The sequence below is a fragment of the Paractinoplanes bogorensis genome (genome assembly GCF_018829635.1).
Classification (GTDB): Bacteria; Actinomycetota; Actinomycetes; order Mycobacteriales; family Micromonosporaceae; genus Actinoplanes; species Actinoplanes bogorensis.
In genome coordinates this window covers 502,322-526,677 of record NZ_JAHKKG010000007.1, presented here as the reverse complement: position 1 = coordinate 526,677, position 24,356 = coordinate 502,322, and the positions used below count along the sequence as shown (strand labels likewise).

Genomic DNA, 24,356 nt, shown 5'->3' with positions numbered 1-24,356 from the left:
CCCTACGGCTTAGCCAGCTCGCGGAGGGCGAGGGCGGCGTCGAGCACGGCCACCGTGGTCTGCCAGCCCTTGTCCTCCACCGAGTCCTCCAGGCCGGCCCGGTCGCGGGCCTGGCCCAGGCTCATCACGGTCAGCACGCCGTGGCCGACCGGGGTGCTCTCGTCGAGGGCGACCCGGGTCAGGCCGTCGGTCACCGAGTTGCAGACGTACTTGAAATGGTCGGTCTCGCCCTTGATCACCACGCCCAGGGCCACCACCGCGTCGAACTTGCGGGCCATGGCCTGAGCCACGATCGGCAGCTCGACCGAACCGGCCACGCGCGCCACCACCACGTCGGTGACGCCACACTCCTCCGCCGCCGCCTTGGCCCGCTCGATCATGTGATCGACCAGCTCGTCATGCCAGCGGGAGCCGACGATGCCGAGCTTGAGCCCGGACGCGTCGACATTCTCCATACGCGGATCGCCGAAGCCGGCCATATGTCCCCCTCTTGAGTAAAACCATCCTCACCCCGTACGGGTGGGAAATCAGCCCAATGCCTCGAACAGGTGGCCCATCCGGTCCCGCTTGGTGCGCAGGTAATGCACGTTCTCCGGGTGCAGGCGCACCGGCAGCGCCTCGCGACCGGTAATCGTCAGGCCGTAGCCCTCGAGCCCGGCCCGCTTAGCCGGGTTGTTGGTGAGCAGGCGCATCGAACGCACGCCGAGTTCGTAGAGGATCTGCGCGCCGGTGCCGTAGTCACGGGCGTCGGCGGGCAGGCCCAGCTCGAGGTTGGCGTCGACCGTGTCGAACCCGCGGTCCTGCAGCTGGTAGGCCTGCAGCTTGTGCAGCAGACCGATCCCCCGGCCCTCGTGCCCGCGCATGTAGAGCACCACCCCGCGCCCCACCTCGGCCACCCGCTGCATCGCCGCGTCCAGCTGGGGGCCGCAGTCGCAGCGGTGCGAGCCGAAGACGTCGCCGGTCAGGCACTCGGAGTGGACCCGGACCAGCACGTCCTCGCCGTCGCCGATCTCGCCCAGCACCAGCGCGACGTGCTCGCTGTCGTCGGTCAGCGAGCGGTAGCCGACCGCGGTGAACAGGGCGTGCTCGGTCGGCAGCCGAGTCTCGACGACCCGTTCGACCTGGGTCTCGCGGTGCCGGCGGTAGGCGATCAGCTCGGTGATGCTGATCAGCGCCAGGTCGTGCTCGACGGCGAACTTCTCGAGGTCGGGGCGGCGCTGCATGGTGCCGTCGTCGTTGACCATCTCGCACAGCACCCCGGCCGGACGCAGACCGGCCATCACGGCCAGGTCGATCGCGGCCTCGGTGTGGCCGGGGCGGCGCAGCACCCCGCCCGGCTTGGCCCGCAGCGGCACGACGTGGCCCGGGCGGGACAGGTCGGACGGCTTGGTGTCGGCCGAGCCCAGCAGCTGGATGGTGCGGGCCCGGTCGGCGGCCGAGATGCCGGTGGCCACACCTTCGCGGGCGTCGACCGTGACCGCGTACGCCGTACCCCGCGCGTCCTGGTTGGTGTGGAACATCGGCGGGAGGTCGAGCCGGTCGGCCTCCTCCTCGGTGATCGGCACGCAGATGTAGCCCGACGTGTACCGCACCATGAAGGCGACCAGCTCCGGCGTGGCCTTCTCGGCCGCGAAGATCAGATCACCCTCGTTCTCGCGGTCCTCGTTGTCGACCACGATCACCGGGCGTCCCGCCGCGATGTCCGCGATGGCCCGCTCGACCTGCTCAAACATTGCGGCCTCCCAGCATCTTCTCCACGTACTTGGCGATCACGTCGACCTCGAGGTTCACGGGGTCGCCGACGGCTTTGGAACCCAGCACGGTCAGCTTCGACGTCGTCGGGATCATCCCGATGCTGAACGTCTCGTCGTCGACGGCCATGACGGTCAGCGACACCCCGTCGACGGTGATCGAGCCTTTCTCGACCACGTATTTCGCCAGCTCGGCGGGCAGCGAGAAGCGCACGACCTCCCAGTCGGCGGCGGGTTCGCGGGCGACGATCCGCGCCACCCCGTCGACGTGGCCCTGCACCAGGTGCCCGCCGAGTCGGCTGCCCAGCGCGGCCGCCCGCTCCAGGTTGACCTGGCTGCCCACCTCGAGCGCGCCCAGCGAGGAACGCCGCAGGGTCTCGCCCATGACGTCGGCGGTGAAGACGCCGTCGACGTTGTCGATCACGGTGAGACAGACGCCGTTGACCGAGATCGAGTCGCCGTGCCGCGCGTCCTCGGTGACGACCGGGCCTCTGACGGCCAGCACTGCGGAGTCGTCGGTGGTGTGCTCGAGGCGGACGATGTCGCCCATTTCCTCGACGATGCCGGTGAACATAGACGGAGGCTCCCTATTCCGAATAAGGGTGGCGGGCGGGGTGGTCGGACGGCTTCGCGCGGAGCGATGCGGTGAAGCGCAGGTCGGGACCGATCTGCGTGATGTCTTTGAGGTCGAGCTCGATCGCGTCGCCGATGGTGGCGACGCCCGCGTCGACCAGCGCGGGCTTCCCGGCGCCGAGCAGCTTGGGCGCGACGTAGCCGATGACCTGGTCGACCAGCCCCTGCTCGAGGAAGGCGCCGGCCAGCGTCGGGCCACCCTCGAGGAGCACCGAGCGGATCCCCCGGCCGAACAGGGCGCCGAGCAGCGCGTTCAGGTCGACGCGGCCGTCCGGGCCGGCGCCGAGCTCGCCGGTGGTGGCGATCCAGGTGGGTGCGGCGGCGTCGCGCACTCGCGCTTTTTCCGGCGTACGCCCCCCGGAGTCGACAACCACACGCAGCGGCTGCTTGATGGCCAGGCTGTTGTCACGCAGGTCGCGCACGGTGAGCTGGGGGTCGTCGGCGATGACCGTGCCCACCCCGGCCACGATCGCGTCGACCGTGCCGCGCAGCACGTGCACGTCGGAGCGGGCGGGCGACGAGGTGATCCACTGGCTGGTGCCGTCCGACGCGGCCGAGCGGCCGTCCAGGGTGGCGGCGAACTTCCAGGTCACGTACGGGCGCCCGCGCCGCACGGCGGTCAGCCAGGCCACGTTGCCCTCGCTCGCCTCGCGCCGGCGCATGCCCGTCTCGACCTGCACCCCGGCCGCGCGCAGGGTGACCGCGCCACCGGCCGCGACGGGTGTGGGGTCGTCGACCGCGATCACCACGCGCCGCACGCCGGCGTTGATCAGGGCCTGACTGCAGGGACCGGTGCGACCGGTGTGGTTGCAGGGTTCGAGGGTGACGATCGCCGTGCCGCCGCGGGCGCGGTTGCCGGCCTGGGCGAGCGCGACGATCTCGGCGTGCGGGCCACCGGCGTACGCGTGGAAGCCTTCGCCGACGACCTCGCCCTCGGTGTCGAGCAGCAGGCAGCCGACCACCGGGTTGGGGCTGGTCGTGCCGAGGCCCCGGGCGGCCAGCGCGATCGCGCGGCGCATCGCCTCGTCCTCGGTCACCATCGGTCGTTCCTCTCACGGCGCGGTGCGTTCACGCGCGGAGAGCAATGGGAGAAAACGCCGGGAATCGGGCAGGAGGGTACGCTTCGCGCACCCCGGCCATGAGCTGGTCAGCCCAGGGTCCGATTCCGCGCGCTGTCTCCCATCCGGACTGTCTGACCGATATCGCTATCGATCAACCGTCGGCCCCGGAATCTCACCAGGTCCACCGTCCGTCGTTGGTACGACGTCCGGGTCGCGGGCTTACCAGTCAACGACTGGATCACCGCCGGTTCGGAATTTCACCGAGTCCCGCCAGCGCGTGGTGGGTCACCCCCGAGTTTGACACGACAACCAGTTTTTGCCACCCCAAGGGCGAGCCATCTCACAACCCGGCCGCCCGGACACGGAGTACGCGCAGCTCAGGCCCGCCCCGCCCGCACGGCGCAGCTCAGGCCCCGCCCGCGCCGGGTCGCCGGTCAGCCCTCGTCGCCCTCGGCGCGGCGGCGGTCGATCGCCACATACGATCCCGGCTGCGACTTGGCGACCTTCTTCATCTCGGACGCCACCGCGATGACCACCCGCGGGTCGGTGAAACGCCGCCCGTCGACCGTCGCCTGCGCCACCCCGATCGAGAGCGTGATGAGGGCGGCCCGGTTCTTGTTGCCGCGCCGGTCGGGCACCTCGATGTAGCCCCGCTCGGCGTCGCGCGCGTCGTAGAGCTGGTCGGCCGCCTGCTCGAAATCGGTCACCGTGCGCTTGGTCAGCGGCAGCACCTGGTCGGGCGCGCAGATGAAGACGAAGTCGTCACCGCCGATGTGCCCCAGGAAGATCGACGGCGGCTGCACCGTCGTCACCGCGCGGTGCAGGCAGCGGGCGAGCGCCGTGATGAACTCGTCGCCCCGGTCGAACCCGTACACGTCGTTGACGCTCTTGAACCGGTCGATGTCGATGTAGCCCACCGAGTATTCGCCGCCGGCCTTCATCCGGTCGGCGATCTCGCGCCGCACCCGCGCGTTGCCGGGCAGGCCGGTCAGCGGCGAGACCTCGCGGAACTCCTTGTTGCGGCGCAGCGTCGAGGACACCCGGGCGATCAGCTCGGCCGTGTCGAACGGCTTGACCAGATAGTCGTCGACCCCGGCGGTCAGCCCGACCACCTTGTCCACGGTCATGCTCTTGGCGGTCAGCATGATCACCGGCAGGGCCGACGTGAGCGGCTCGGCGCGCAGCCGGCGGGTCAGCTCGACACCGTCCATCCGCGGCATCATCCAGTCGACCACGGCCAGGTCGGGGCGGCGGGTGTCCATCACCTCGAGCGCGTGCTCGCCGTCGCGGGCGCGGATCACGTCGTAGCCGTGCACCTTGAGGTTGAACTCGACGAAACTGGCGATGTCTTGGTCGTCGTCGACGACCAGGATCAGGTCGGGCTGGTCCTCGGGCTCGGGACCGAACTCCTCGGGCTTGGGGTCGACAATCCCGGTGGTCACCCGGCACCTCCCGCGAGTGCTCGCAGCTTACGAATGGCCTCGGCCGGATCGTGAGCACCGTAGACGGCGGTGCCCGCGACGAACGCGTCGGCACCTGCCTCGGCCGCCCGCTCGATGGTGTCGGCCGCGATGCCCCCGTCGACCTCGAGCCGGATCTCGAGATCGTCGGCGTCGATGCGGCGGCGCACCGCACGCACCTTGTCGAGCGTCTCGGGCAGGAACTTCTGCCCGCCGAAGCCGGCCTTGATCGTCATGATCAGCACGGTGTCCACATGGGGCAGCAGATCGAGATAGGGCGTGACGTCGGTGTCGCGGTCGATCGCCAGGCCGGCCTTGGCTCCGGCCGCCCGCAGCGTCTTGGCCAGCGCGACCGGGTCGTTGGTGGCCTCGGCGTGGAAGGTGACGTTGTAGGCGCCGGCCTCGGCGTAGCCCGGCGCCCAGCGCTCGGGGTCGGTGATCATCAGGTGCACGTCGAACGGGATGGTCGTCGCCTTGCGCAGACTCTGCACAACCGGGAGCCCGATCGACAGATTGGGAACGAAGTGGTTGTCCATGACATCGACGTGCACCCAGTCGGCCGCACCCTCGATGGCGTGCACCTCGTCGGCGAGACGGGCGAAATCGGCGGCCAGGATGCTCGGGGCGATGATCAGTGATGGCTCCACGGGAGGAATTCTATGGCGTCGAGCACTACGCGCTCGCGACCCTGTGGATAACCGCCGGGATAGAGTGACGCCCCTTGATTCGAACAGCGGGCGGAGAACGCGATGCGACGGTGGCTGGCCGGCCTCCTCGTGCTCGCCCTGGCCGGTTGCGCCGATCTGCCCGCGGGCGTCGACGGCGACCTGACCGACGGGTGGCCGGCGGTGCCGGTGGCCGAACAGTTCCGGCCCGCGCTCGCGTGTCACGCCGACGTCGTCGAGCGGGAGTCGGCCGACGACTACGCACCGGTCGGGTGCGACGAGCCACATCTCGCCGAGACGGCCGTGATCGCCGACCTGCCCGGGTCCGAGACCGTCGCGACCGGCCGCGGCCGGGCCTTCCGCGAGTGCTCGAAGCGGGTCGGCGACTTCCTGGGCGCCGACTGGCGAACCGGCTGGCTGGTCCTGCAGCCCGTGCTGCCGAGCGCGGCGGCGTGGACCGGGGGCGCACGCTGGTACCGCTGCGACCTGGTGCAGACGTCGCCGGTCAGCGGGGAGCTCGTACGGCGTACGGGAAGCCTCCGTGGATCTTTGAAAGGCGCCGGACCGGTACGGATGACGTGCGCGAACCCCACCGTCGTGAAGGAGCGGGTCACGGCGCTCGTGGCGGTGAACTGCGCGCGGGAGCACACCGCCGAGTTCGCCGGCGTCTTCTCGAGCCGGGGCACGAGCGCCGGTGAGCTCGAGAAGGGCTGCCACACGGTGATCGCGAAGTTCGCCGGCCTGGCCGACGACGGGACCGTGCGCAACCGGGTCGGCTGGCTCGGCTTCCCGCCCGACGCCGCGTCGTGGAAGCTGGGCGACCGCGCGGTCCGCTGCTTCCTGTGGCTCAACGGCGAGCGGATGACCGGCACCTATCGTGATGCCGGCCCCCGCAAGCTGAAGATCCACTACGTGAGTCGCTAGCTGGTCCTCCGCAGCACGGCCAGGAACATCGCGTCGGTGCCGTGGCGATGCGGCCAGAGCTGCACCGTCGGCCCCGAACCGAGCCCCGGCATGCCCGGCGGCAGCAGCGGACGCGCGTCCACGAAGTCGACCTCGACCCCGCTGCGCCGCGACCCCTCGGTCACCGTCACCTGCGTCTCGACCATGTGGGGCGAGCAGGTCACATAGGCCACCACGCCGCCCGGCCGGACCGCGCGCAGGGCCGCGACCAGTAGTTCCCGCTGCAGCTTGGTCAGCGGCGGCAGGTCGGCGGGCGACCGGCGCCAGCGCGACTCGGGCCGGCGCCGCAGCGAGCCGAGACCGGTGCACGGCGCGTCGACCAGCACCCGGTCGAACGACTCCTCGGGCAGATCGGGGTCGCGGCCGACCGACCGGCCGTCCATCGGCAGCACCGTCACCGGCATGCCCGTGGTGGCCTGCTCGACCAGGCGGGCTCGGTGCTCGGCCACCTCGACCGCGGTCACCTCGGCGCCCCGGGCCGCGGCGATCGCGCCGATCAGACCGGTCTTGCCGCCCGGACCGGCGCACAGGTCGAGCCAGCGCGTGTCGCGCCCCTCGAGCGGAGCGGCCAGCAGGGCCGCCGCCACCAGTTGGGAGCCCTCGTCCTGCACGTGGGCGCGGCCCTGGTGGATCGCTTTCAGTTCACGTGGGGAGCCACCGTTGAGATATACGGCGTACGGGGAAAACGCTCCTGGAACTCCCCCGACCTCATCGGCCAGCTCGATCGCATCGACCCGCCCCGGACGGGCACACAGGTGCACCACCGGCGCCTGGTTGTCCTCGATCAGCAGCCGGGTGGTCTCGGCCAGATCGCCGCCGAGCGCCTCCGAGAAGGCCCGGATGATCCACTCGGGATGGTTGTGGTGCACCGCGAGGTTGCCGATCGGGTCGGTCTCGTAGTCGGGCGCCAGCTTCTCGAGCCACTTCTCCAGCGGTGTCTCGGCGATCGTGCGCATCACGGCGTTGGCGAACCCGGCCGCCCCGGGCGCGACCGAACGCACCAGGTCGACGGTCTGGTTGACCGCGGCGTGCGCCGGAACGCGAGTGTGCAGCAGCTGATAGGCGCCCAGCCGCAGCGCGTCGCGGGCCGGCGGGTCGATCCGGGCCACGTCGCGCCCGGCCGCGTCGGCCACGATCCGGTCCAGCGTGCCCATCATGCGCAGCGTGCCGTAGGTCAGCTCGGTCGCGAACGCGGCATCACGTCCGTCGAGCGCCATTCCCCGCAAGATGTCGGAAAGGACCAGGTTTGCGTACGCGTCATCGCGGTGCACAGCCGCAATCGCCTCGTAAGCGGCCTGGCGGGCCGGGTCGGACGGCGGGCGCCCGGCCCGCGGTGCCCGGCCGGAGCGTGCGTCACGGTCGTAGCCGCCGCCGGGGCCACCGGGCCGCCGCGGACGTCCCGAACCGTGCGGGCGATCGGCCTTGTGCTCGGTCACTGGAGCTGCTCCCCCGGCTGGATGCGGAGCCCGCGGGCCCAGTCGGTGGCGGCCATCGGCTTCTTGCCCGCGGCCCGCACCTCGCCCAGCAAGACCGGCGTGGTGGCCGTGCCGACGAGCACCTGGGTGCGCTCGACCAGCAGGTCGCCCGGCTTGAGATCGGGACCGTTGGCCACCGGCTTGACCGGGCCCAGCTTGAGCCGGTCGTCGCGCAGCGTCGTCCACGCGCCCGGGGCCGGGGTGCAGGCCCGGATGCGCCGGTCGACCGCGAACGCCGGGTCGCTCCAGCGGATGCGCGCGTCGTCGACGGTCAGCTTCGGGGCCAGCGAGATGCCGTCGGCCGGCTGCGGGTGGGCCCGGGCAGTGCCGGCCTCGATCGCATCGAGCACCGCCACGAGCAGGCCCGCGCCCTCGGTGGCGAGCCGGTCGAGCAGGTCGCCGGAGGTGTCGGTGGGGCGGATGTCTTCGGTCAGGGTGCCGTAGACCGGGCCCGTGTCGAGGCCGGCCTCGAGCTCGAACACGCTGGCGCCGGTCACCTCGTCACCGTGCAGGACGGCGTGCTGCACCGGGGCCGCGCCGCGCCAGGCGGGCAGCAGCGAGAAGTGCAGATTGACCCAGCCGTGCTTGGGGATCTCGAGGGCGCTCGGGGGCACCAGGGCGCCGTACGCCACCACGGGCACACAATCGGGCGCCAGCGCGCGCAGACGCTCCTGGAACTCGGGCTCGCGCGGCTTCTCGGGCGTGAGCACCTCGATGCCCCGCTCGTCGGCCCAGGCCGCGGCGGGCGAGCGCACCAGACGGCGGCCCCGCCCGGCCGGGGCGTCGGGACGGGTGACGACGGCGAGCAGTTCGTGACCGGAAGCGGCGATGGCGTCGAGACTCGGGACCGCGACTGACGGCGTACCGGCAAAAACGATCTTCATGCCACTCACCGCCCCAACCCGAAGAGGCCGCGACCGTGCGGGCTCGCCTTGACCGTCGGCGGCTTGGCCGCGTCATACCAGTCGGCCGAGCGGATCTGCTTCATCGCTTCCTTCCGGGAGGCGGCGTCGAGCCGGTCGAGGAACAGCACCCCGTCGAGGTGGTCGGTCTCGTGCTGCACGCAACGCGCCATCAGGCCGGTGCCGACGATCTGGATCGGGTCGCCGAGCTCGTTGAAACCGGCCGCCACCACGTTCTGCCGCCGCTTGGTGTCGATGTAGATGCCCGGGATCGAGAGACAGCCCTCCGGCCCGTCCTGCTCCTCGTCGTCGGGGAACGACAGCGCCGGGTTGATGATGTGCCCGACCACGTCATCCACGTCGAACGTGAAGACGCGCAGGCCGACACCGATCTGCGGCGCGGCCAGACCGGCCCCGCCCTCCTCCTGCATGCTGTCGGTCAGGTCCTTGACCAGGGTGCGCAGTTCCTTGTCGAAGTCGACGACGGGATCGGCCGGCGACCGGAGCACCGGGTCGCCGAACAGACGGATGGACTGGACGGTCACGCGGGCAGACTCCTGACATCTCGGCTCGGCACCCGACTAGTCTACGGACCCTTCCAGAGTGACCGGCACCGACGACCACCCGCGCAGGTTCATCCGCGGCCGCCGCACCGGCTTTCCTTGTGGTGTGAGGCCGGGAAACCGCCGTGCCAGCGCAGGCAGGGTGATCTGCGCCTCCAGCCGGGCGAGCGGGGCACCCAGGCAATAGTGGGCGCCGGCGCCGAAGGACAAAGGCGCGTTTCCCGTACGCCCCGGATCGAACACGCCCGGGTCGGTGAACCGGGCCGGATCGCGGTTGGCCGCCCCCAGCAGCAGCACCAGCTCGGCGTCGGCGGGCACCTCGACCCCACCGACCAGGGTTTTCTTGGAGGTGTAGCGCTCGGTCAACTGGACCGGCGAGTCGAACCGCAAGACCTCTTCCACGTACGCCGCGGGGTCGTCAATCTTGTTCCCGTGCTCGAGCATCAGCACGATCCCGTTGCTCAGCAGGTTGGTCGTCGTCTCGAACCCGGCGACCAGCAACAGGGTGAGGTTGGCCATCAGCTCGGCCGCGGTCAGCTGCCCACCGTCCGCGTCGTGTGCCGCGGCCAGGGCCGTGACCAGGTCTTCCCGCGGTTCGGCCCGGCGCTGCGCGAGCAGGTGCGTGAAGTAGTCCTCCAGCTCCAGCGCGGCCTCATGCGCGAGCCGCCGATCCTCGGCCGTCCAGCGCACCTCGAGCACGGCGGTGAGCGCCTCGGCCAGCCGCCGGAACCTCCCCCGGTCCTCGGCCGGAACCCCCAGCAGAGCCGTGATCACCCCGATCGGCAACGGATAGGTCAGATGGGTGACCAGGTCACCCTCCGGTGGCAGCGCGTCGAGGGCCTCCTCGACCTGGGCCGTGATCACGTCACGCAGCGCGGCGACCCGGCGGGCGGTGAACACGCCGGCCGCCAGCCGTCGCATCCGGGTGTGCTGAGGCGGATTCGTCCGCAACATCGAGTCGGCGAAGATCTCCACCGCCCGGTTCTCCCGCCAGTCCGACCACTGCTGATCGAGACGGCGCGCGTCGTACGCCTCGGTCGACGGATCGCGCAGCACACCGGCGACGGCCTCATATCCCGACACGAAGTAGTAGCCGTCAGCCACCTGCACGATGGGGCCGTGCGCGTGAAGGGCTTCATAGGCCGCGACCGGTTCGTGGTTGGCCTTGGGGTCAAGCAGCACCGCCACGGCCTGGGCGGCGCTCATCCGCCCATCGTCAGTGATCGTCACCAATATGTTCTATCGCGTCGCGCCGGCAGATGGAGTCGGCGGTGTCGGTGGTCCGACCGGGGCGCAGCGCCCGCGCCCTGTGGATAACTCGGCGCCCCGGCTTGACTTCGGCGTACCGTCCCCTCCACGTCCCTGGGTGGGCGGGGGAGGCGGCGGCTGCTCCGTGGATCTTGAACGGTTGCGCGGCGGCGGCTCCGCGGATCTTGAGCGGCTGCGCGGCGGCTGCTCCGCGGATCTTGGGCGGCTGCGCGGCGGCGGCTCCGCGGATCTTGGGCAGCTGCGCGGCGGCTGCTCCGCGGATCTTGGGCGGCTGCGCGGCGGCCGGCGGGGTGGGACGCCGGGAAATGTCGGGGGCGGCGGGCAGAATGTTCGGCGATGGCGACGAAACGTGGACGCAGCGAACGGGAGCCGGCCGAGCGGCTGCCGGTGGCCCGCGTGTGCGTCGACGTGCCACTCGCCCACCTCGACCGGCCGTTCGACTACCTTGTGTCGGCCGATGACGACGAGGCTGCCCAGCCGGGCGTACGGGTCAAGGTCCGGTTCGCCGGCCAGCTGATCAACGGCTTTCTGCTCGAACGGGTGGAGTCGTCACCCCACGGCGGCAAGCTGGCCTACCTCGACAAGGTGGTCTCCGCCGAGCAGGTGCTCGACCCCGAGGTGGCGCATGCGGCCCGGGCCGTGGCCGACCGCTACGCGGGCAACCTGATCGACGTCCTCCGCCTGGCCGTCCCGCCCCGCCACGCCCGGGTCGAGGCCCAGCAAACCAAAACTCCGAAGGACAGCCTCGACAGCGAGACGCCCCACCCGGAGCCGGCCGCCAGCGAGACGGCGGCCGGACTAGCTCCGACGGCCCACGCCAGCACAGCGAGCAGCGACGGCACCGCAGCCACACACGTCCCCAGCACGGCGAGCAGCGACGGCATCGCAGCCGACCCAGGCACACACGTCCCCAGCACAGCGAGCAGCGACGGCATCGCAGCCGACCCAGGCACACACGTCCCCAGCACACCGAGCAGCGACAACACCGCAGCCGACCCAGGCACACACGTCCCCAGCACGGCGGCTGCGGGCGACGCGCAGCCGGTTCCGTATGAAGCGGCGCCGGGCGGGTGGAGCGAATACGTCGCCGGACCTGCGTTTCTGCGGGCCCTGGCCGAGGGACGCAACGCCCGCGCGGTGTGGGCGGCGCTCCCGGGTGAGAACTGGGCGGACCGCATCGCCGAGGCGGCCGAGGCGACGGTGCGCGGCGGGCGCGGCGTGGTGATCGTGGTCGCCGATGCCCGGGATCTCGACCGGATGGATCGGGCGCTGGCCAAGACGCTCGGCCCCGGCCGCCACGTTGCGCTGAACGCGGCGCTCGGGCCCGCCGAGCGATACCGGCGTTTTCTCGCCGCCAGCCGTCACCAGGTGCCGGTGGTGGTCGGCACGCGGGCCGCCATGTGGGCGCCGGTGGCCAAGCTGGGCCTGGTCGTCATCTGGGACGACGGGGACGACCTGCACGCCGAGCCCCGCTCGCCCTATCCGCATGCCCGCGAGGTGCTGCTGACCCGGGCCCAGCTGGCCGATTGCGCTGCGTTGGTGGCCGGCTTCGCCCGTACGGGGGAAGGGCAGCTCCTGCTCGAAACCGGCTGGGCCCGCGAGATCAGCGCATCCCGCGAGGTGCTCCGCGCCCACGCCCCGGCGATCGCACCCACCGGCGACGACCCGCAGATGGCCCGCGACCCCGGCGCCGCCACCGCCCGCCTGCCCAGCCTGGTGTGGGAGACCGCCCGCCAGGCACTCAAGGCCGGCTCCCCGGTGCTGGTCCAGGTTCCCCGGCGCGGTTATCTGCCGTCGATCGCCTGCAACGACTGCCGCACCCCGGCCCGCTGTCCACAGTGTTCGGGGCCGCTGGCCCTGCACGGCGCCCGCGACGTCCCCACCTGCAACTGGTGTGGCCGCGCGGCCGCCGCCTACTCCTGCCCGACCTGTGGAGGGCGGCGGTTGCGGGCTTCGATCACCGGCGCCCGTCGTACGGCTGAGGAACTGGGCCGAGCCTTCCCGGGCGCAGCCGTACGCACGTCCGGGCGCGACGAGATCCTCGACACGGTCAACTCCGATCCGGCTGTCGTCGTGGCCACGCCGGGGGCCGAGCCGGTGGCCGAGGGCGGCTACGGCGCGGTTCTGCTGCTGGACAGCTGGGCCCTGCTCACCCGCTCCGACCTGCGCGCGGCCGAAGAGACGATGCGCCGCTGGCTCAACGCGGCCGCCCTGGCCAAGCCGGCTCCCGAGGGTGGGCGCGTGGTCGTGGTGGCCGACGGGTCGCTCGCCACGGTGCAGGCGCTGATCCGCTGGGATCCGGGTTGGTTCGCGCTGCGCGAGCTGACCGAGCGGCGCGAGTTGTCGTTCCCGCCGGCCTCGCGGATGGCCAGCCTCACCGGCAAGGCCGAGGCCGTGGCCGAGTTCCTCGACATCGCGCGGCTGCCGGCCGACACCGAGATCCTGGGCCCGGTCCCGGCCGACGACGAGCAGGAACGCATGCTCCTGCGGGTCCCCCGGTCCCAGGCCGCGCCCCTGGCCCGCGCCCTGCACGAGACCGCCGCAGTCCGAAGTGCGAAAAAAGCCCCCTTGACCGTACGCATCGAGATCGACCCCGCCGCCCTCTTCTAGCCACCCGACGCACGCCGACGTCGCCCAGCACACGCCAACTCCGCCCGACACACGCCGACGCCGCACGACCGCACGCCAGCGCCGCACGACCGCACGACGCACCGCGGCCCGACCGCACGCCAGCGCCGCACGACGCACCGCCGCCCGGCGCAGTCGAGGACGACACGGTCTGGCGCGCGTCATCACTCACGACATGCGCAAGTCGGGTCCCGGCCACCGCAGCACGACGCACCGCGGCCCGGCGACCGCCCGGCGGAAACGACGAACGGCGCCCCGCGCGATGCGGGACGCCGTTCGATCAAGCGTGGATCAGGCCGCGGCGTTCTTCAGGTCCTGCGCGCGGTCCGTGCTCTCCCAGCGCAGCTCCGGGATCTCCCGCCCGAAGTGCCCGTAGGCCGCCGTCTGCTGGTAGATCGGCCGCATCAGGTCGAGGTCGTGGATGATCGCGGCCGGCCGGAGGTCGAACACCTCGTTGATGGCCTTCTCGATCCGCTCGACCGGCACATTTTCGGTGCCGAACGTCTCGACGAACAGCGACACCGGGTGCGCCTTGCCGATCGCGTAGGCGACCTGGGTCTCGCAGCGCTCGGCCAGCCCGGCCGCCACGACGTTCTTCGCGACCCAGCGCATCGCGTAGGCCGCCGAGCGGTCCACCTTGGACGGGTCCTTGCCCGAGAACGCGCCGCCGCCGTGGCGCGCGTAACCGCCGTACGTGTCAACAATGATCTTGCGACCGGTGAGGCCGGCGTCGCCCATCGGGCCGCCGATCTCGAAGCGGCCGGTCGGGTTGACCAGCAGGCGGTAGCCCTCGGTGTCGATGCCCAGGCCCTCGAGCTCGGGCGCGATCACGTGCTCGCGGATGTCGGGCGTCAGCAGCGACTCGAGCGAGATGTCGGCCGCGTGCTGCGACGAGACGACCACGGTGTCGAGGCGGACCGGCTTGAGACCGTCGTACTCGATCGTGACCTGGGTCTTGCCGTCGGGCCGCAGGTAGGGGATCGTGCCGTCCTTGCGGGCGGCCGACAGCCGGCGGGCCAGGCGATGGGCCAGCGCGATCGGCAGCGGCATCAGCTCGGGCGTCTCGGAGCAGGCGAAACCGAACATCATGCCCTGGTCGCCGGCGCCCTGGGAGTCGAGCACGTGCTCGCTGTCGCCCTCGCGCAGCTCGAGCGCGCTGTCCACGCCTTGGGCGATGTCGGGCGACTGCGAGCCGATCGAGACGCTGACGCCGCAGGACGCGCCGTCGAAGCCCTTCTTGGACGAGTCGTATCCGATCTTGAGGATCGTCTCGCGCACGATGCTCGGGATGTCGGCGTACGCCTGGGTGGTGACCTCGCCGGCCACGTGCACCTGGCCGGTGGTGATCAGCGTCTCCACCGCGACACGGCTGCGGGGGTCCTGCGCCAGCAGGGCGTCGAGAATGCCGTCGCTGATCTGGTCAGCGATCTTGTCCGGGTGGCCTTCCGTGACCGACTCGGAGGTGAACAGGCGGCGTGCCACGGTGCTCCTCAGATTTGTCGAATACAACGTAACGCGGAAGTGTAGCCACCGCGCCTGACCGGAGTCGCCTGGGTGCTACGCCGTCCCATCGTGCGCGACCTGGCGATCCAGGAGCGTCACGACATGGTCGTAAATCATATCGGCCACGTCGTCTTTGGGGATTTCGGCGGAGGCGGACGTGCTCCCGTCGGCCCCGAGCAGCGTGACCTCATTGTGGTCGGCGCCGAAGACGCGGTCCACTCCCACCTCGTTAACGACGATCAGGTCGGCACGTTTCTTGACCAGCTTGGCCCGTGCGTGCTCGAGCGCGTCGTGGGTCTCGGCCGCGAACGCCACCAGGACCTGCCCGGGCCGCTTGCCCGCGCCCAGTTCGGCGGCGATGTCCGGGTTGGTGACGAGTGCGATCGGTTCGGGGGCGCCCGAGTCTTTCTTCTTGATTTTCTCGCCGGCGACGGTGGCGGGCCGGAAGTCCGCGGGTGCGGCCGACATCACTATGACGTCGGCGTCGACGGCCGCCTTCACGGCCGCGACCCGCAGTTCCTCGGTCGTGCCGACGCGCACGATGTCGACGCCGGCCGGATCGGGCAGGGTGACGTTCGCTGCGATCAACGTCACTCGGGCACCGCGCGCGGCTGCGGCCTTGGCGAGCGCGTACCCCTGCTTGCCGGACGAACGGTTCCCGAGGAAACGCACCGGATCCAGCGGCTCGCGCGTCCCACCCGCGGTCACCACGACATGCCGACCGGCCAGATCAAGATCAAGCCCGCGTTCCCGTACGCGTCGAGCCAGCTCGAAGATCTCGACGGGTTCCGGCAGCCGGCCCTTGCCCGTGTCCTTCCCGGTGAGCCGGCCCACCGCGGGCTCGATCACCACGGCACCGCGCGAGCGCAGGGTGGCCACGTTGGCCTGGGTGGCCGGGTTGTCCCACATCTCGGTGTGCATGGCCGGCGCGTACACGATCGGGCAGGTGGCCGTGAGCAGCGTGTTGGTCAGCAGGTCGTCGGCGATGCCGTGGGCCGCCTTGGCCAGCAGGTCGGCGGTGGCCGGGGCGACCACGACGAGTTCGGCCGCCCGCCCGATCCGCACGTGCGGCACCTCGTGGGCGTCGTCCCAGACCTCGGTCGACACGGGCCGCCCGGACAGCGCGGCCCAGGTCGGTGCGCCCACGAACTGGAGCGCCGACGCGGTCGGCACCACACGCACCTTGTGCCCCGACTCGGTGAACAGGCGCAGCAGCTCACAGGCCTTGTAGGCGGCGATGCCCCCACCCACACCCAACACCACTTCGGTCACCGTGGTCCCACCTTCCGTACGCCGGACGACGCTGACCACGCTAGCCCGGCGCGCACCGAAGCGTCGTGCGGATGCCGGCCCTGTGGACAACTCGGGCGGGCGCGGAAAACGGCCTGTGGACAACCCGCGGCAGCCTCACGATCCGGGTAGGGTCTGGCCCGCCCCCTGGTCGGGCGGGGTAGGCACGTGACGCGACCGAACAGCGAAGACGCAGGCGGACGGCGACGCGGGCGAACGGCGACGCGGGCGGACGGCGACGCGGGCGGACGGCGAAGAAGCGGGCGGGCAGCAAAGATCCCGCGCCCGGAACGGGACGCGGGATCGATGGGTGTCGCGGAGAGTCGGTAACCCGCAATCAGGGGTTGTCGGTCGCCTCGGCCGTCAGCAGGCCGGCGTTGATCTCACGCATGGCGATCGAGAGCGGCTTCTCCTGCGGGGTGGTCTCGACCAGCGGGCCCACATACTCGAGCAGGCCCTCACCGAGCTGGCTGTAGTAGGCGTTGACCTGGCGGGCGCGCTTAGCCGCGAAGATCACCAGCGAGTACTTCGACGAGGTCTTGTCGAGCAGCTCGTCGATCGGCGGGTTGGTGATGCCTTCGGGGTTCGCGATGGTTCCCACAGTTTCTCAAATCCTTAGTGTTCTGGGGCTTGCGCGGGCGTCAGAAATGACGAACCGAGCAATCCTACCAGCTCATCGGCCGCCCGCTCGACGAAGTCGTTGACGACGGTGCGGTCGAACTCCTTCTCGGCCGCCAGTTCCTCGTCGGCGTGGGCCAGGCGACGGCGGATGGTCTCCTCGTCGTCGGTGCCCCGGCCGATCAGGCGGCGCTTGAGTTCCTCGACGCTGGGCGGGGCCAGGAACACCAGCTGGGCGTCGGGCATCGAGGCCCGCACCTGCCGGGCCCCCTGCAGGTCGATCTTCAGGAGCACCGGCCAGCCCTGCGCGATCCAGGCGTCGACCTGGGCTCGCGGAGTGCCGTAGAGGTTGCCGGCGAACTCGGCCCATTCGAGCAGCTGACCGCCGTCGATCAGGCGCTGGAAGTCCGGCCTGCTCACGAAGTGGTAGTGCTCGCCGTTGGTCTCGTAGTCGCGCATCTTCCGGGTCGTCGCCGACACGGAGAGCTTGATCCAAGGCGAGCGCGCCCGGATCAGCTCGATCACGCTGTCCTTGCCGACCCCGGAGGGGCCGGACAGGACGGTGAGGCGGGCTGCCGGGCGCGCGTCGTCATCCATGCTCACAGGCTCATTCAACACGAGCCCATGAGTCAGTTCGCAGCGAACTCCCCCAGGAGGGCCTTACGCTGCTGGTCGCCGAGACCGCGCAGCCGGCGGCTGTCAGCGATCTTGAGCTTCTCCATGATCTGGGTCGCGCGGATCTTGCCGATGCCCGGCAGCGCCTGAAGCACGGCCGAGACCTTCAGCTTGCCGACGACCTCGTCCTCTTCCGCGCGGTCAAGCACAGCGGCGAGGGTGGTCTTGCCGGACTTGAGCTGTTCCTTCAGCTCAGCCCGAGCCTTGCGTACTTCCGCGGCCTTCTCCAGCGCGGCAGCGCGCTGCTCGGGGCTCAGTGACGGGAGCGGCACCAGTTCTCCTCAGGTCCCTATCGCGATGGCGGTAAAAAGCCACCGCTTCTGTGAAACGTGGTGTGCCAGGGAACCAAAGGGGCATGTGGTTCCCGGCGCCGGGAAAACTAGCGGTCAACGGCGGTTTCGGCAACGTGGGGGTACCCCCGACCCGGGTGTCCGGCGGCCTGATAAGCAGGCGCGTTTCACCCGAGAGCGGTCTCACACTCGGCCGTGGCACGCTCCGCGGCGGCCCGCAATCCGGCCACGCCGGGTCCCGCCGCGAGAACTTCGCGTGAGTACGACGGCAGCACGGTGCGCAGGCTTTTTCCGAAGACGGACCGCAGGTCGGAGGGGGTCGCACCCTGCGCGCCGAGCCCCGGCGCGAGCAGCGGACCGTTCACACGGGACAGATCGTGGCCGGTGTCGCCGATGGTCGCTCCGATTACCAGCCCGAAGCTTCCGAGCGGCTCCGCACCTGCGTTGAGCTGGGAAATCTCGTCGATCACGGTTTGCGCCACGGTCCTTTTGTCCGATGCGACGGCATGCTGGACGGAGGGTCCCTCCGGATTGGACGTGAGGCCCAGGACGAAGACGCCGCCGCCGTGAGCCGCCGTGACGTCGAATGCCGGCTGCAACGAGCCCACGCCGAGGTAGGGACTCACAGTAATCGCGTCGGCACACAGAGAACTCGCCGGATCGAGATACGCGCTCGCATAGGCGGCCATCGTCGAGCCGATGTCGCCGCGCTTCACGTCCAGCAGGACCAGCGCTCCGGCCTCGCGGGACTGTCGGATAGTTGACTCAAGAATTCCGATGCCACGTGACCCAAATCTCTCGAAAAACGCGGACTGAGGCTTCAGCACGGCCACCCGATCGGCCAGGGCGTCGACCACCGTACGGGCGAAACGTTCCAGGCCGGCGACGTCGTCCGAGAGGCCCCACCTGGTCAGCAGGGCGGCGTGCGGATCGATGCCGACACAGAGCCGGCCCCGCTTGTCCATGGCCTCCGCGAGGCGCTTGCCGAAGGTCTCCACAGCGGGCTCCCAATCTCTTCGGTCGGTCAAGTAGTCAGTCAGGTTGCCGCCACCGCGGCCGCGATCCCCGAGGCGATCAGAGCGACATCCTCGGGAGTCGTGACATACGGGGGCATGGTGTAGATCAGGTCGCGGAACGGGCGCAGCCACACGCCCGCTCCGACGGCGGCCGCGGTGGCCGCCGCCATGTCGACGGGATGGTCCAGCTGGACGACCCCGATCGCGCCCAGGACCCGCACGTCGGCGACTCCGGGACGGTCGCGTAGGGGCTCGAGCCCGGCCCGGAGACCGCTTTCGATCACCCGTACGCGGGACGCCCAGTCACCCGAACGCAGCAGGCCCAACGACGCGTTGGCCACGGCGCAGGCCAGTGGATTGCCCATGAAGGTGGGCCCGTGTGCGAGCCCGCCACCGTCCCCGGCCGAGATCGCCGCCGCCACCTCGGGCGTGCACAACGTCGCCGCCAGGGTCAGGTAGCCACCGGTGAGCGCCTTGCCCACGCACATGATGTCGGGTGTCACGCCCGCGAGATCGGCCGCGAACAGGGAACCCGTACGCCCGAAGCCCGTTGCGATCTCGTCGAAGATCAGGAAGATGCCGTGCGCCGCCGTCACGTCGCGCAGCACGCGCAGATAGCCCGGGTCGTGGAACCGCATCCCCCCGGCCCCCTGCACGACCGGCTCGACGATCACGGCCGCGATCTCGTCGGCATGCCGCGTCACCAGATCAACGAGCTGATCGGCGTACGCCTGATCAAAAACCGGAGGCGGCGAGGGAGCGAAGATCTGAGCCGGCAGCACTCCGGTCCACAGCGAGTGCATCCCGCCGACCGGATCGCACACGCTCATCGGGTGGAACGTGTCGCCGTGGTAGCCACCGCGCCAGGTGGCCAGCTTGCGCCGCCCAGGCCGGCCGAGGGCGAGCTGGGCCTGCAGCGCCATCTTGATCGCCACCTCGACCCCGACCGAGCCCGAGTCGCACAGGAAGACGTGCTCGAGCCCGTCCGGCGCCAGCTCGACCAGCGTGGTGGCGAGCCGGATGGCCGGTTCGTGGGTGAGCCCGCCGAACATCACGTGGCTCATCCGCTGCGACTGCTCGACCAGCGCCGCGTCGAGCACCGGGTGCCGGTAACCGTGGATGGCCGACCACCAGGACGACATCCCGTCGACCACGTCACGACCGTCCGAGAGACGCAGCCGTACGCCCTGCGCGCTCTCGACCAGATAGGGCTCACTGCGTCCGGGCATCGGCCCGTACGGGTGCCAGACGTGCGCCCGGTCGAGAGCGAGCAGATCGTTCACCGGGCCCGGGCCGCCGCCCGTACGAGGGACGGCCCTTTGTAGATGAAACCGCTGTAGAGCTGGACGAGCGTGGCGCCCGCGTCGAACAGCCGGGCAGCGTCGTCGGCGCACATCACCCCGCCGACCCCGATGATCGGCAGCCGGCCGTCGGTCTCGGTGTGGACGAAATGGACGACCTTGCGGGCCTTCTCGGTCAGCGGCGCCCCGGAGAGCCCGCCCGCCTCGGTCGCCCGGGGCTGGTCGGCCGCGGCCAGGCCGTCGCGTGCGAGGGTCGTGTTGGTCGCGATCACCCCGGCCGCGCCGTGGCTGAGGCAGACCTCGAGCAGTTCGGCGATCGCCGGTTCACTCAGATCGGGGGCGATTTTCACCAGGACGGGGGTCTCCCCGCGCAGTGCGCCGAGCAGGTCGGCGATCGAGTCCTTGTCCTGCAGCGTCCGCAGCCCGGGCGTGTTGGGCGACGAGACGTTGACCGCGATGTAGTCCGCGTACGGGTGCAGCAGCCGGTACGACGTCAGATAGTCCTCGACCGCGTCCGCGAGTGGGGTGACCTTGGACTTGCCGAGCGAGACGCCCAGCGGCACCCCGATGGGCCCGAGCGCCTTCAACCGGTCGGCGAGCGCGGCCGCACCGGCGTTGTTGAAGCCCATCCGGTTGATGATCGCTTCGCTGTCGCGCAGCCGGAACAGCCGCGGCCGGTCGTTGCCGGGCTGCGCCTGGGCGGTGACCGTGCCGACCTCGACGAAGCCGAACCCGAGGGCGGGCCAGGCCGGCAGCGCGACGCCGTTCTTGTCCATGCCCGCGGCCAGGCCGACCGGGTTGGGGAACCGGACGCCGAACGCCTCGACCGGCCGGTTCGTCGCGTATCGGGCACGCATCGCCGCCCGTACGGGAGAAGGCAGTGAAGCCAGCCGCCCGAGGGTGAACTCGTGCGCCTTCTCGGCGTCGCCGCCGCCCACCCGGAACAGGACCGGACGGACGGCGGACTCGAACAAGGTCACTTCGTGCCCCGCAGTGCGGCGTGCAGGTCCTGCAGCGGCCGTACGGTCATGTCGCCGCGCCGCAGCGCCTCGATGCCCATGACCGCCGCCGACGCGCCCGGCACGGTGGTGATGCTCGGGATGTCGGCGGTGACGGCCGCGCTGCGGATCTCGTAGCCGTCGGAGCGGGCGCTGGCCCCCGAGCCCTGCGGCGTGTTGATGATCATCGCGATCTCGCCGGCCAGGATGAGCTCGACCGCGTTCTTGCCGGGGCTCTCGTAGTGCTTGGGCACGACCTCGCAGGCGACGCCGTAGCGGCGCAGCACCTCGCCGGTGCCGGCCGTGGTGACGATCGTGAAGCCGAGGTCGGCCAGCCGCTTGATCGGGAAGACCATGGCCCGCTTGTCCCGGTTGGCGACCGAGACGAAGACCTTGCCCGAGGTCGGCAGCGACCCGTACGCGGCCGCCTGCGACTTGGCGAACGCCTGCCCGAAGCCGGCGTCGATGCCCATCACCTCGCCGGTCGACTTCATCTCGGGGCCGAGCAGGCTGTCCACGCCCTGACCGGCCGGGGTGCGGAACCGCTTGAACGGCAGCACCGCCTCCTTGATCGCGATCGGCGCGCCCTCGGGCGTGGTGCCGCCGTCGCCCTCGGGCAGCAGCAGGCCCTCGGTCCGCAGCTCGGCGATGGTGGCACCGAGCATGATGCGGGCGGCCGCCTTGGCCAGCGGAACGGCCGTCGCCTTGGAGACGAACGGGACGGTCCGTGAGGCCCGCGGGTTGGCCTCGAGCACGTAGAGCGTGTCGTCCTTGAGGGCGTACTGCACGTTGAGCAGGCCGCGCACCCCGACACCGCGGGCGATCGCCTCGGTGTAGCGGCGGACCTCGGCCAGGTGCGAGCCGGCCAGGGTGATCGGCGGCAGCGAGCAGGACGAGTCGCCGGAGTGGATGCCGGCCTCCTCGATGTGCTCCATCACGCCGCCGAGGTAGACCTCGCCGGTCTCGTCGCACAGCGCGTCGACGTCGATCTCGACCGCGTCGTCCAGGAACCGGTCGACCAGCACCGGGTGGTCGGGCGAGATCTCGGTGGCCCGCTCGATGTAGCCCTTGAGCGTCGGCTCGTCGTAGACGATCTCCATGCCGCGGCCGCCGAGCACGTAGGACGGGCGGACCAGCACCGGGTAGCCGATCGTGTCGGCGATCGCCTTGGCCTCGTCGAAGCTGGTGGCGGTGCCGTGGTCGGGCGAGCGCAGGCCGGCCTTGTGCAGCACCGCGCCGAAGAGGCCGCGGTCTTCGGCCAGGTCGATCGACTCGGGCGAGGTGCCGACGATCGGGACGCCGGCCGCCTTGAGCCGGTTGGCCAGGCCGAGCGGGGTCTGACCGCCGAGCTGCACGATCACGCCGACCACACCGGGGCCGCCGGCCGCCTTGCCGCTGGAGTCTTCGGAGTGGAAGACCTCGAAGACGTCTTCGAAGGTGAGCGGCTCGAAGTAGAGCCGGTCGGCCGTGTCGTAGTCGGTCGACACCGTCTCGGGGTTGCAGTTGACCATGACGGTCTCGAAGTCGACCTCGCGAAGCGCCATGACCGCGTGCACACACGAGTAGTCGAACTCGATGCCCTGGCCGATCCGGTTCGGGCCCGAGCCGAGGATCAGCACCTTGGGCCGGTCGGACGGGGCGACCTCGGTCTCCTCGTCGTAGGTCGAGTAGTGGTACGGCGTGTTCGCCTCGAACTCGGCCGCGCACGTGTCGACGGTCTTGTAGACCGGCCGGATGGCGAGCCGGTGCCGCAGCGAGCGCACCCCGTCCTCGCCCGCGAACTCGGGGCGCAGGGCCGCGAGCTGCTTGTCCGAGAAGCCCGAGCGCTTGGCCCGGCGCAGCAGATCGGCGTCGAGCACCGGCGCGTCGACGATCTCGGTGCGCAGGTCGACCAGCGCCTTGATCTCGTCGAGGAACCAGGGGTCGATCCGGCCGCTGGCCTCGTGCACCTGCTCGACCGTGGCGCCCAGCCGCAGCGCGCGCTCAACGGTATAGAGGCGGCCGTCGTGCGGCGTACGCAGAGCCGACAGAACGTCGTCGAGAGAACCATCGGGATCGGCGCGGGTCCAGAAGCCCGCGGCCGACGTCTCCATCGAGCGCATCGCCTTGTTGAGCGCCTCGGCGAAGTTGCGGCCCAGCGACATCGCCTCGCCGACCGACTTCATCGTGGTGGTCAGTTCGGGGTCGGCCCCGGGGAACTTCTCGAACGCGAACCGCGGGATCTTCACGACCACGTAGTCGAGCGCGGGCTCGAAGGCGGCCGGCGTCTTCAGCGTGATGTCGTTGGGGATCTCGTCGAGCGTGTAGCCGATGGCCAGCTTGGCCGCGATCTTGGCGATCGGGAAGCCGGTCGCCTTCGAGGCCAGCGCACTGCTTCGCGAGACGCGCGGGTTCATCTCGATGACGACCAGCCGGCCGTTGTCCGGGTTGATCGCGAACTGGATGTTGCAGCCACCGGTGTCCACGCCGACCTCGCGCAGCACGGCGATGCCGAGGTCACGCAGGTTCTGGTACTCCCGGTCGGTCAGCGTCATGGCCGGGGCCACAGTGACCGAGTCGCCGGTGTGCACGCCCATCGGGTCGACGTTCTCGATCGAGCAGACGACCACGACGTTGTCGTGCTTGTCGCGCATCAGCTCGAGCTCGTACTCCTTCCAGCCGAGCACGCTCTCCTCGATGAGCACCTCGTGCACCGGGGAGGCGGCCAGGCCGGAGCCGGCGATCCGGTTGAGGTCCTCGTCGGTGTGCGCCATGCCCGAGCCGAGGCCACCCATGGTGAACGACGGGCGGATGACGACCGGCAGGCCCAGCTCCTCGACAGTGGCGCGGACCTCGTCCATCGAGTGACACACGCGCGAGCGCGGGGTCTCGCCGCCCGCCTTGGCCACGATCTCCTTGAACAACTGGCGGTCCTCGCCACGGCGGATCGCGTCGACGTCGGCGCCGATCAGCTCGACGCCGTACTTCTCCAGGACGCCGCTCTCGTGCAGCGCGATCGCGGTGTTCAGTGCGGTCTGGCCGCCGAGCGTGGGCAGGATCGCGTCGGGGCGTTCCTTGGCGATGACCAGCTCGACGAACTCCGGGGTGATCGGCTCGACGTAGGTGGCGTCGGCGTACTCGGGGTCGGTCATGATCGTGGCCGGGTTCGAGTTGACCAGCGAGACGCGGATGCCCTCGGCCCGCAGCACCCGGCACGCCTGGGTGCCGGAGTAGTCGAACTCGCAGGCCTGGCCGATGACGATCGGGCCCGAGCCGATCACCATCACGTGTTTCAAGTCGGAGCGCTTCGGCATGA

The 24,356-nt window shown here is 70.8% G+C and carries 21 protein-coding genes and 1 riboswitch; of the genes, 2 read left to right on the top strand and 19 right to left on the bottom strand.

Annotated features, from left to right (window positions below):
• Nucleotides 1-2: 2 nt before the first annotated feature.
• The 6 genes from ribH to rpe form a co-directional block, all read right to left on the bottom strand.
• Nucleotides 3-479, bottom strand: coding sequence for a 6,7-dimethyl-8-ribityllumazine synthase (gene ribH, locus KOI35_RS24925; RefSeq protein ID WP_215790582.1), 477 nt, complete (start codon nucleotides 477-479; stop codon nucleotides 3-5).
• 48 nt (nucleotides 480-527) lie between these two features.
• Entirely contained in the window at nucleotides 528-1,733 is a 1,206-nt protein-coding gene (locus KOI35_RS24920) for a bifunctional 3,4-dihydroxy-2-butanone-4-phosphate synthase/GTP cyclohydrolase II (RefSeq protein WP_215790580.1), read from the bottom strand.
• Nucleotides 1,726-2,325: a riboflavin synthase gene (locus tag KOI35_RS24915; protein ID WP_215790577.1), complete on the bottom strand. Its 600-nt coding sequence runs from the start codon at nucleotides 2,323-2,325 to the stop codon at nucleotides 1,726-1,728. Before KOI35_RS24915 ends, KOI35_RS24920 begins: the two co-directional genes overlap by 8 nt.
• 13 nt (nucleotides 2,326-2,338) lie before the next feature.
• Nucleotides 2,339-3,424 carry a bifunctional diaminohydroxyphosphoribosylaminopyrimidine deaminase/5-amino-6-(5-phosphoribosylamino)uracil reductase RibD gene (gene ribD / locus KOI35_RS24910; protein WP_215790575.1) on the bottom strand — a complete coding sequence of 362 codons (1,086 nt, stop codon included), beginning with the start codon at nucleotides 3,422-3,424 and terminating at the stop codon, nucleotides 2,339-2,341.
• A gap of 127 nt (nucleotides 3,425-3,551) precedes the next feature.
• A riboswitch (FMN riboswitch) is annotated at nucleotides 3,552-3,724 on the bottom strand.
• A gap of 155 nt (nucleotides 3,725-3,879) precedes the next feature.
• The gene (locus tag KOI35_RS24905) at nucleotides 3,880-4,887 is read right to left on the bottom strand and encodes a GGDEF domain-containing response regulator (protein ID WP_215790573.1); all 1,008 of its coding nucleotides are present in this window, start codon (nucleotides 4,885-4,887) and stop codon (nucleotides 3,880-3,882) included.
• On the bottom strand, nucleotides 4,884-5,552 hold the full coding sequence (rpe, locus tag KOI35_RS24900; protein WP_215790571.1) for a ribulose-phosphate 3-epimerase: 669 nt from the start codon (nucleotides 5,550-5,552) through the stop codon (nucleotides 4,884-4,886). The genes KOI35_RS24905 and rpe overlap by 4 nt, the downstream gene beginning before the upstream one ends.
• A gap of 102 nt (nucleotides 5,553-5,654) precedes the next feature.
• On the opposite strand from rpe, the gene KOI35_RS24895 reads away from it, so the two are divergent.
• Nucleotides 5,655-6,494, top strand: a complete 840-nt coding sequence (locus KOI35_RS24895; protein ID WP_215790569.1) for a septum formation family protein — start codon at nucleotides 5,655-5,657, stop codon at nucleotides 6,492-6,494.
• Here KOI35_RS24895 and KOI35_RS24890 read toward each other — a convergent pair.
• The 4 genes from KOI35_RS24890 to KOI35_RS24875 are packed head-to-tail and all read right to left on the bottom strand — an operon-like array spanning nucleotide 6,491 to nucleotide 10,679.
• Nucleotides 6,491-7,969 carry an RsmB/NOP family class I SAM-dependent RNA methyltransferase gene (locus KOI35_RS24890; RefSeq protein WP_215790566.1) on the bottom strand — a complete coding sequence of 493 codons (1,479 nt, stop codon included), beginning with the start codon at nucleotides 7,967-7,969 and terminating at the stop codon, nucleotides 6,491-6,493. The genes KOI35_RS24895 and KOI35_RS24890 overlap by 4 nt on opposite strands.
• A complete protein-coding gene (gene fmt / locus KOI35_RS24885; protein WP_215790564.1) occupies nucleotides 7,966-8,892 on the bottom strand; it encodes a methionyl-tRNA formyltransferase in 927 nt (308 codons plus the stop codon). Before fmt ends, KOI35_RS24890 begins: the two co-directional genes overlap by 4 nt.
• Nucleotides 8,893-8,897: 5 nt before the next feature.
• Nucleotides 8,898-9,455 (bottom strand): peptide deformylase, encoded by a 558-nt coding sequence (def, locus tag KOI35_RS24880; RefSeq protein ID WP_215790562.1) that lies wholly within the window; start codon nucleotides 9,453-9,455, stop codon nucleotides 8,898-8,900.
• A gap of 36 nt (nucleotides 9,456-9,491) precedes the next feature.
• A complete protein-coding gene (locus KOI35_RS24875; RefSeq protein WP_215790877.1) occupies nucleotides 9,492-10,679 on the bottom strand; it encodes a cytochrome P450 in 1,188 nt (395 codons plus the stop codon).
• A 399-nt stretch (nucleotides 10,680-11,078) separates the two neighbouring features.
• Between KOI35_RS24875 and KOI35_RS24870 the strand changes: the two genes are divergently transcribed.
• Nucleotides 11,079-13,352, top strand: coding sequence for a primosomal protein N' (locus tag KOI35_RS24870; protein WP_215790560.1), 2,274 nt, complete (start codon nucleotides 11,079-11,081; stop codon nucleotides 13,350-13,352).
• Nucleotides 13,353-13,661: 309 nt separating this feature from the next.
• On the opposite strand, the gene metK is transcribed toward KOI35_RS24870, so the two are convergent.
• The 9 genes from metK to carB form a co-directional block, all read right to left on the bottom strand.
• Nucleotides 13,662-14,852 (bottom strand): methionine adenosyltransferase, encoded by a 1,191-nt coding sequence (metK, locus tag KOI35_RS24865; protein ID WP_215790556.1) that lies wholly within the window; start codon nucleotides 14,850-14,852, stop codon nucleotides 13,662-13,664.
• 75 nt (nucleotides 14,853-14,927) lie between these two features.
• Nucleotides 14,928-16,145, bottom strand: coding sequence for a bifunctional phosphopantothenoylcysteine decarboxylase/phosphopantothenate--cysteine ligase CoaBC (gene coaBC / locus KOI35_RS24860; protein ID WP_215790554.1), 1,218 nt, complete (start codon nucleotides 16,143-16,145; stop codon nucleotides 14,928-14,930).
• A gap of 355 nt (nucleotides 16,146-16,500) precedes the next feature.
• Nucleotides 16,501-16,764: a DNA-directed RNA polymerase subunit omega gene (gene rpoZ / locus KOI35_RS24855; RefSeq protein WP_015623990.1), complete on the bottom strand. Its 264-nt coding sequence runs from the start codon at nucleotides 16,762-16,764 to the stop codon at nucleotides 16,501-16,503.
• A gap of 14 nt (nucleotides 16,765-16,778) precedes the next feature.
• Entirely contained in the window at nucleotides 16,779-17,378 is a 600-nt protein-coding gene (gene gmk / locus KOI35_RS24850; protein ID WP_215790552.1) for a guanylate kinase, read from the bottom strand.
• 32 nt (nucleotides 17,379-17,410) lie between these two features.
• Entirely contained in the window at nucleotides 17,411-17,728 is a 318-nt protein-coding gene (mihF, locus tag KOI35_RS24845) for an integration host factor, actinobacterial type (RefSeq protein ID WP_020517554.1), read from the bottom strand.
• Between the two features lie 185 nt (nucleotides 17,729-17,913).
• Nucleotides 17,914-18,744 carry an orotidine-5'-phosphate decarboxylase gene (gene pyrF, locus KOI35_RS24840; protein WP_215790549.1) on the bottom strand — a complete coding sequence of 277 codons (831 nt, stop codon included), beginning with the start codon at nucleotides 18,742-18,744 and terminating at the stop codon, nucleotides 17,914-17,916.
• Between the two features lie 38 nt (nucleotides 18,745-18,782).
• Complete coding sequence (locus tag KOI35_RS24835) at nucleotides 18,783-20,045, bottom strand: adenosylmethionine--8-amino-7-oxononanoate transaminase (RefSeq protein WP_215790547.1); 1,263 nt, start codon at nucleotides 20,043-20,045, stop codon at nucleotides 18,783-18,785.
• Complete coding sequence (locus KOI35_RS24830) at nucleotides 20,042-21,043, bottom strand: quinone-dependent dihydroorotate dehydrogenase (RefSeq protein WP_215790545.1); 1,002 nt, start codon at nucleotides 21,041-21,043, stop codon at nucleotides 20,042-20,044. The genes KOI35_RS24835 and KOI35_RS24830 overlap by 4 nt, the downstream gene beginning before the upstream one ends.
• Nucleotides 21,040-24,354: a carbamoyl-phosphate synthase large subunit gene (gene carB, locus KOI35_RS24825; protein WP_215790543.1), complete on the bottom strand. Its 3,315-nt coding sequence runs from the start codon at nucleotides 24,352-24,354 to the stop codon at nucleotides 21,040-21,042. Before carB ends, KOI35_RS24830 begins: the two co-directional genes overlap by 4 nt.
• Nucleotides 24,355-24,356: the final 2 nt, after the last annotated feature.

Bases quoted from the DNA above. Each gene is read 5' to 3' on its own strand.
- KOI35_RS24915 (WP_215790577.1), bottom strand. From the start codon at position 2,325: ATGTTCACCGGCATCGTCGAGGAAATGGGCGACATCGTCCGCCTCGAG.
- carB (WP_215790543.1), bottom strand. From the start codon at position 24,354: ATGCCGAAGCGCTCCGACTTGAAACACGTGATGGTGATCGGCTCGGGC.
- KOI35_RS24895 (WP_215790569.1), top strand. From the start codon at position 5,655: ATGCGACGGTGGCTGGCCGGCCTCCTCGTGCTCGCCCTGGCCGGTTGC.
- KOI35_RS24870 (WP_215790560.1), top strand. From the start codon at position 11,079: ATGGCGACGAAACGTGGACGCAGCGAACGGGAGCCGGCCGAGCGGCTG.
- fmt (WP_215790564.1), bottom strand. From the start codon at position 8,892: ATGAAGATCGTTTTTGCCGGTACGCCGTCAGTCGCGGTCCCGAGTCTC.
- gmk (WP_215790552.1), bottom strand. From the start codon at position 17,378: ATGGATGACGACGCGCGCCCGGCAGCCCGCCTCACCGTCCTGTCCGGC.
- ribH (WP_215790582.1), bottom strand. From the start codon at position 479: ATGGCCGGCTTCGGCGATCCGCGTATGGAGAATGTCGACGCGTCCGGG.
- ribD (WP_215790575.1), bottom strand. From the start codon at position 3,424: ATGGTGACCGAGGACGAGGCGATGCGCCGCGCGATCGCGCTGGCCGCC.
- KOI35_RS24920 (WP_215790580.1), bottom strand. From the start codon at position 1,733: ATGTTTGAGCAGGTCGAGCGGGCCATCGCGGACATCGCGGCGGGACGC.
- KOI35_RS24875 (WP_215790877.1), bottom strand. From the start codon at position 10,679: ATGAGCGCCGCCCAGGCCGTGGCGGTGCTGCTTGACCCCAAGGCCAAC.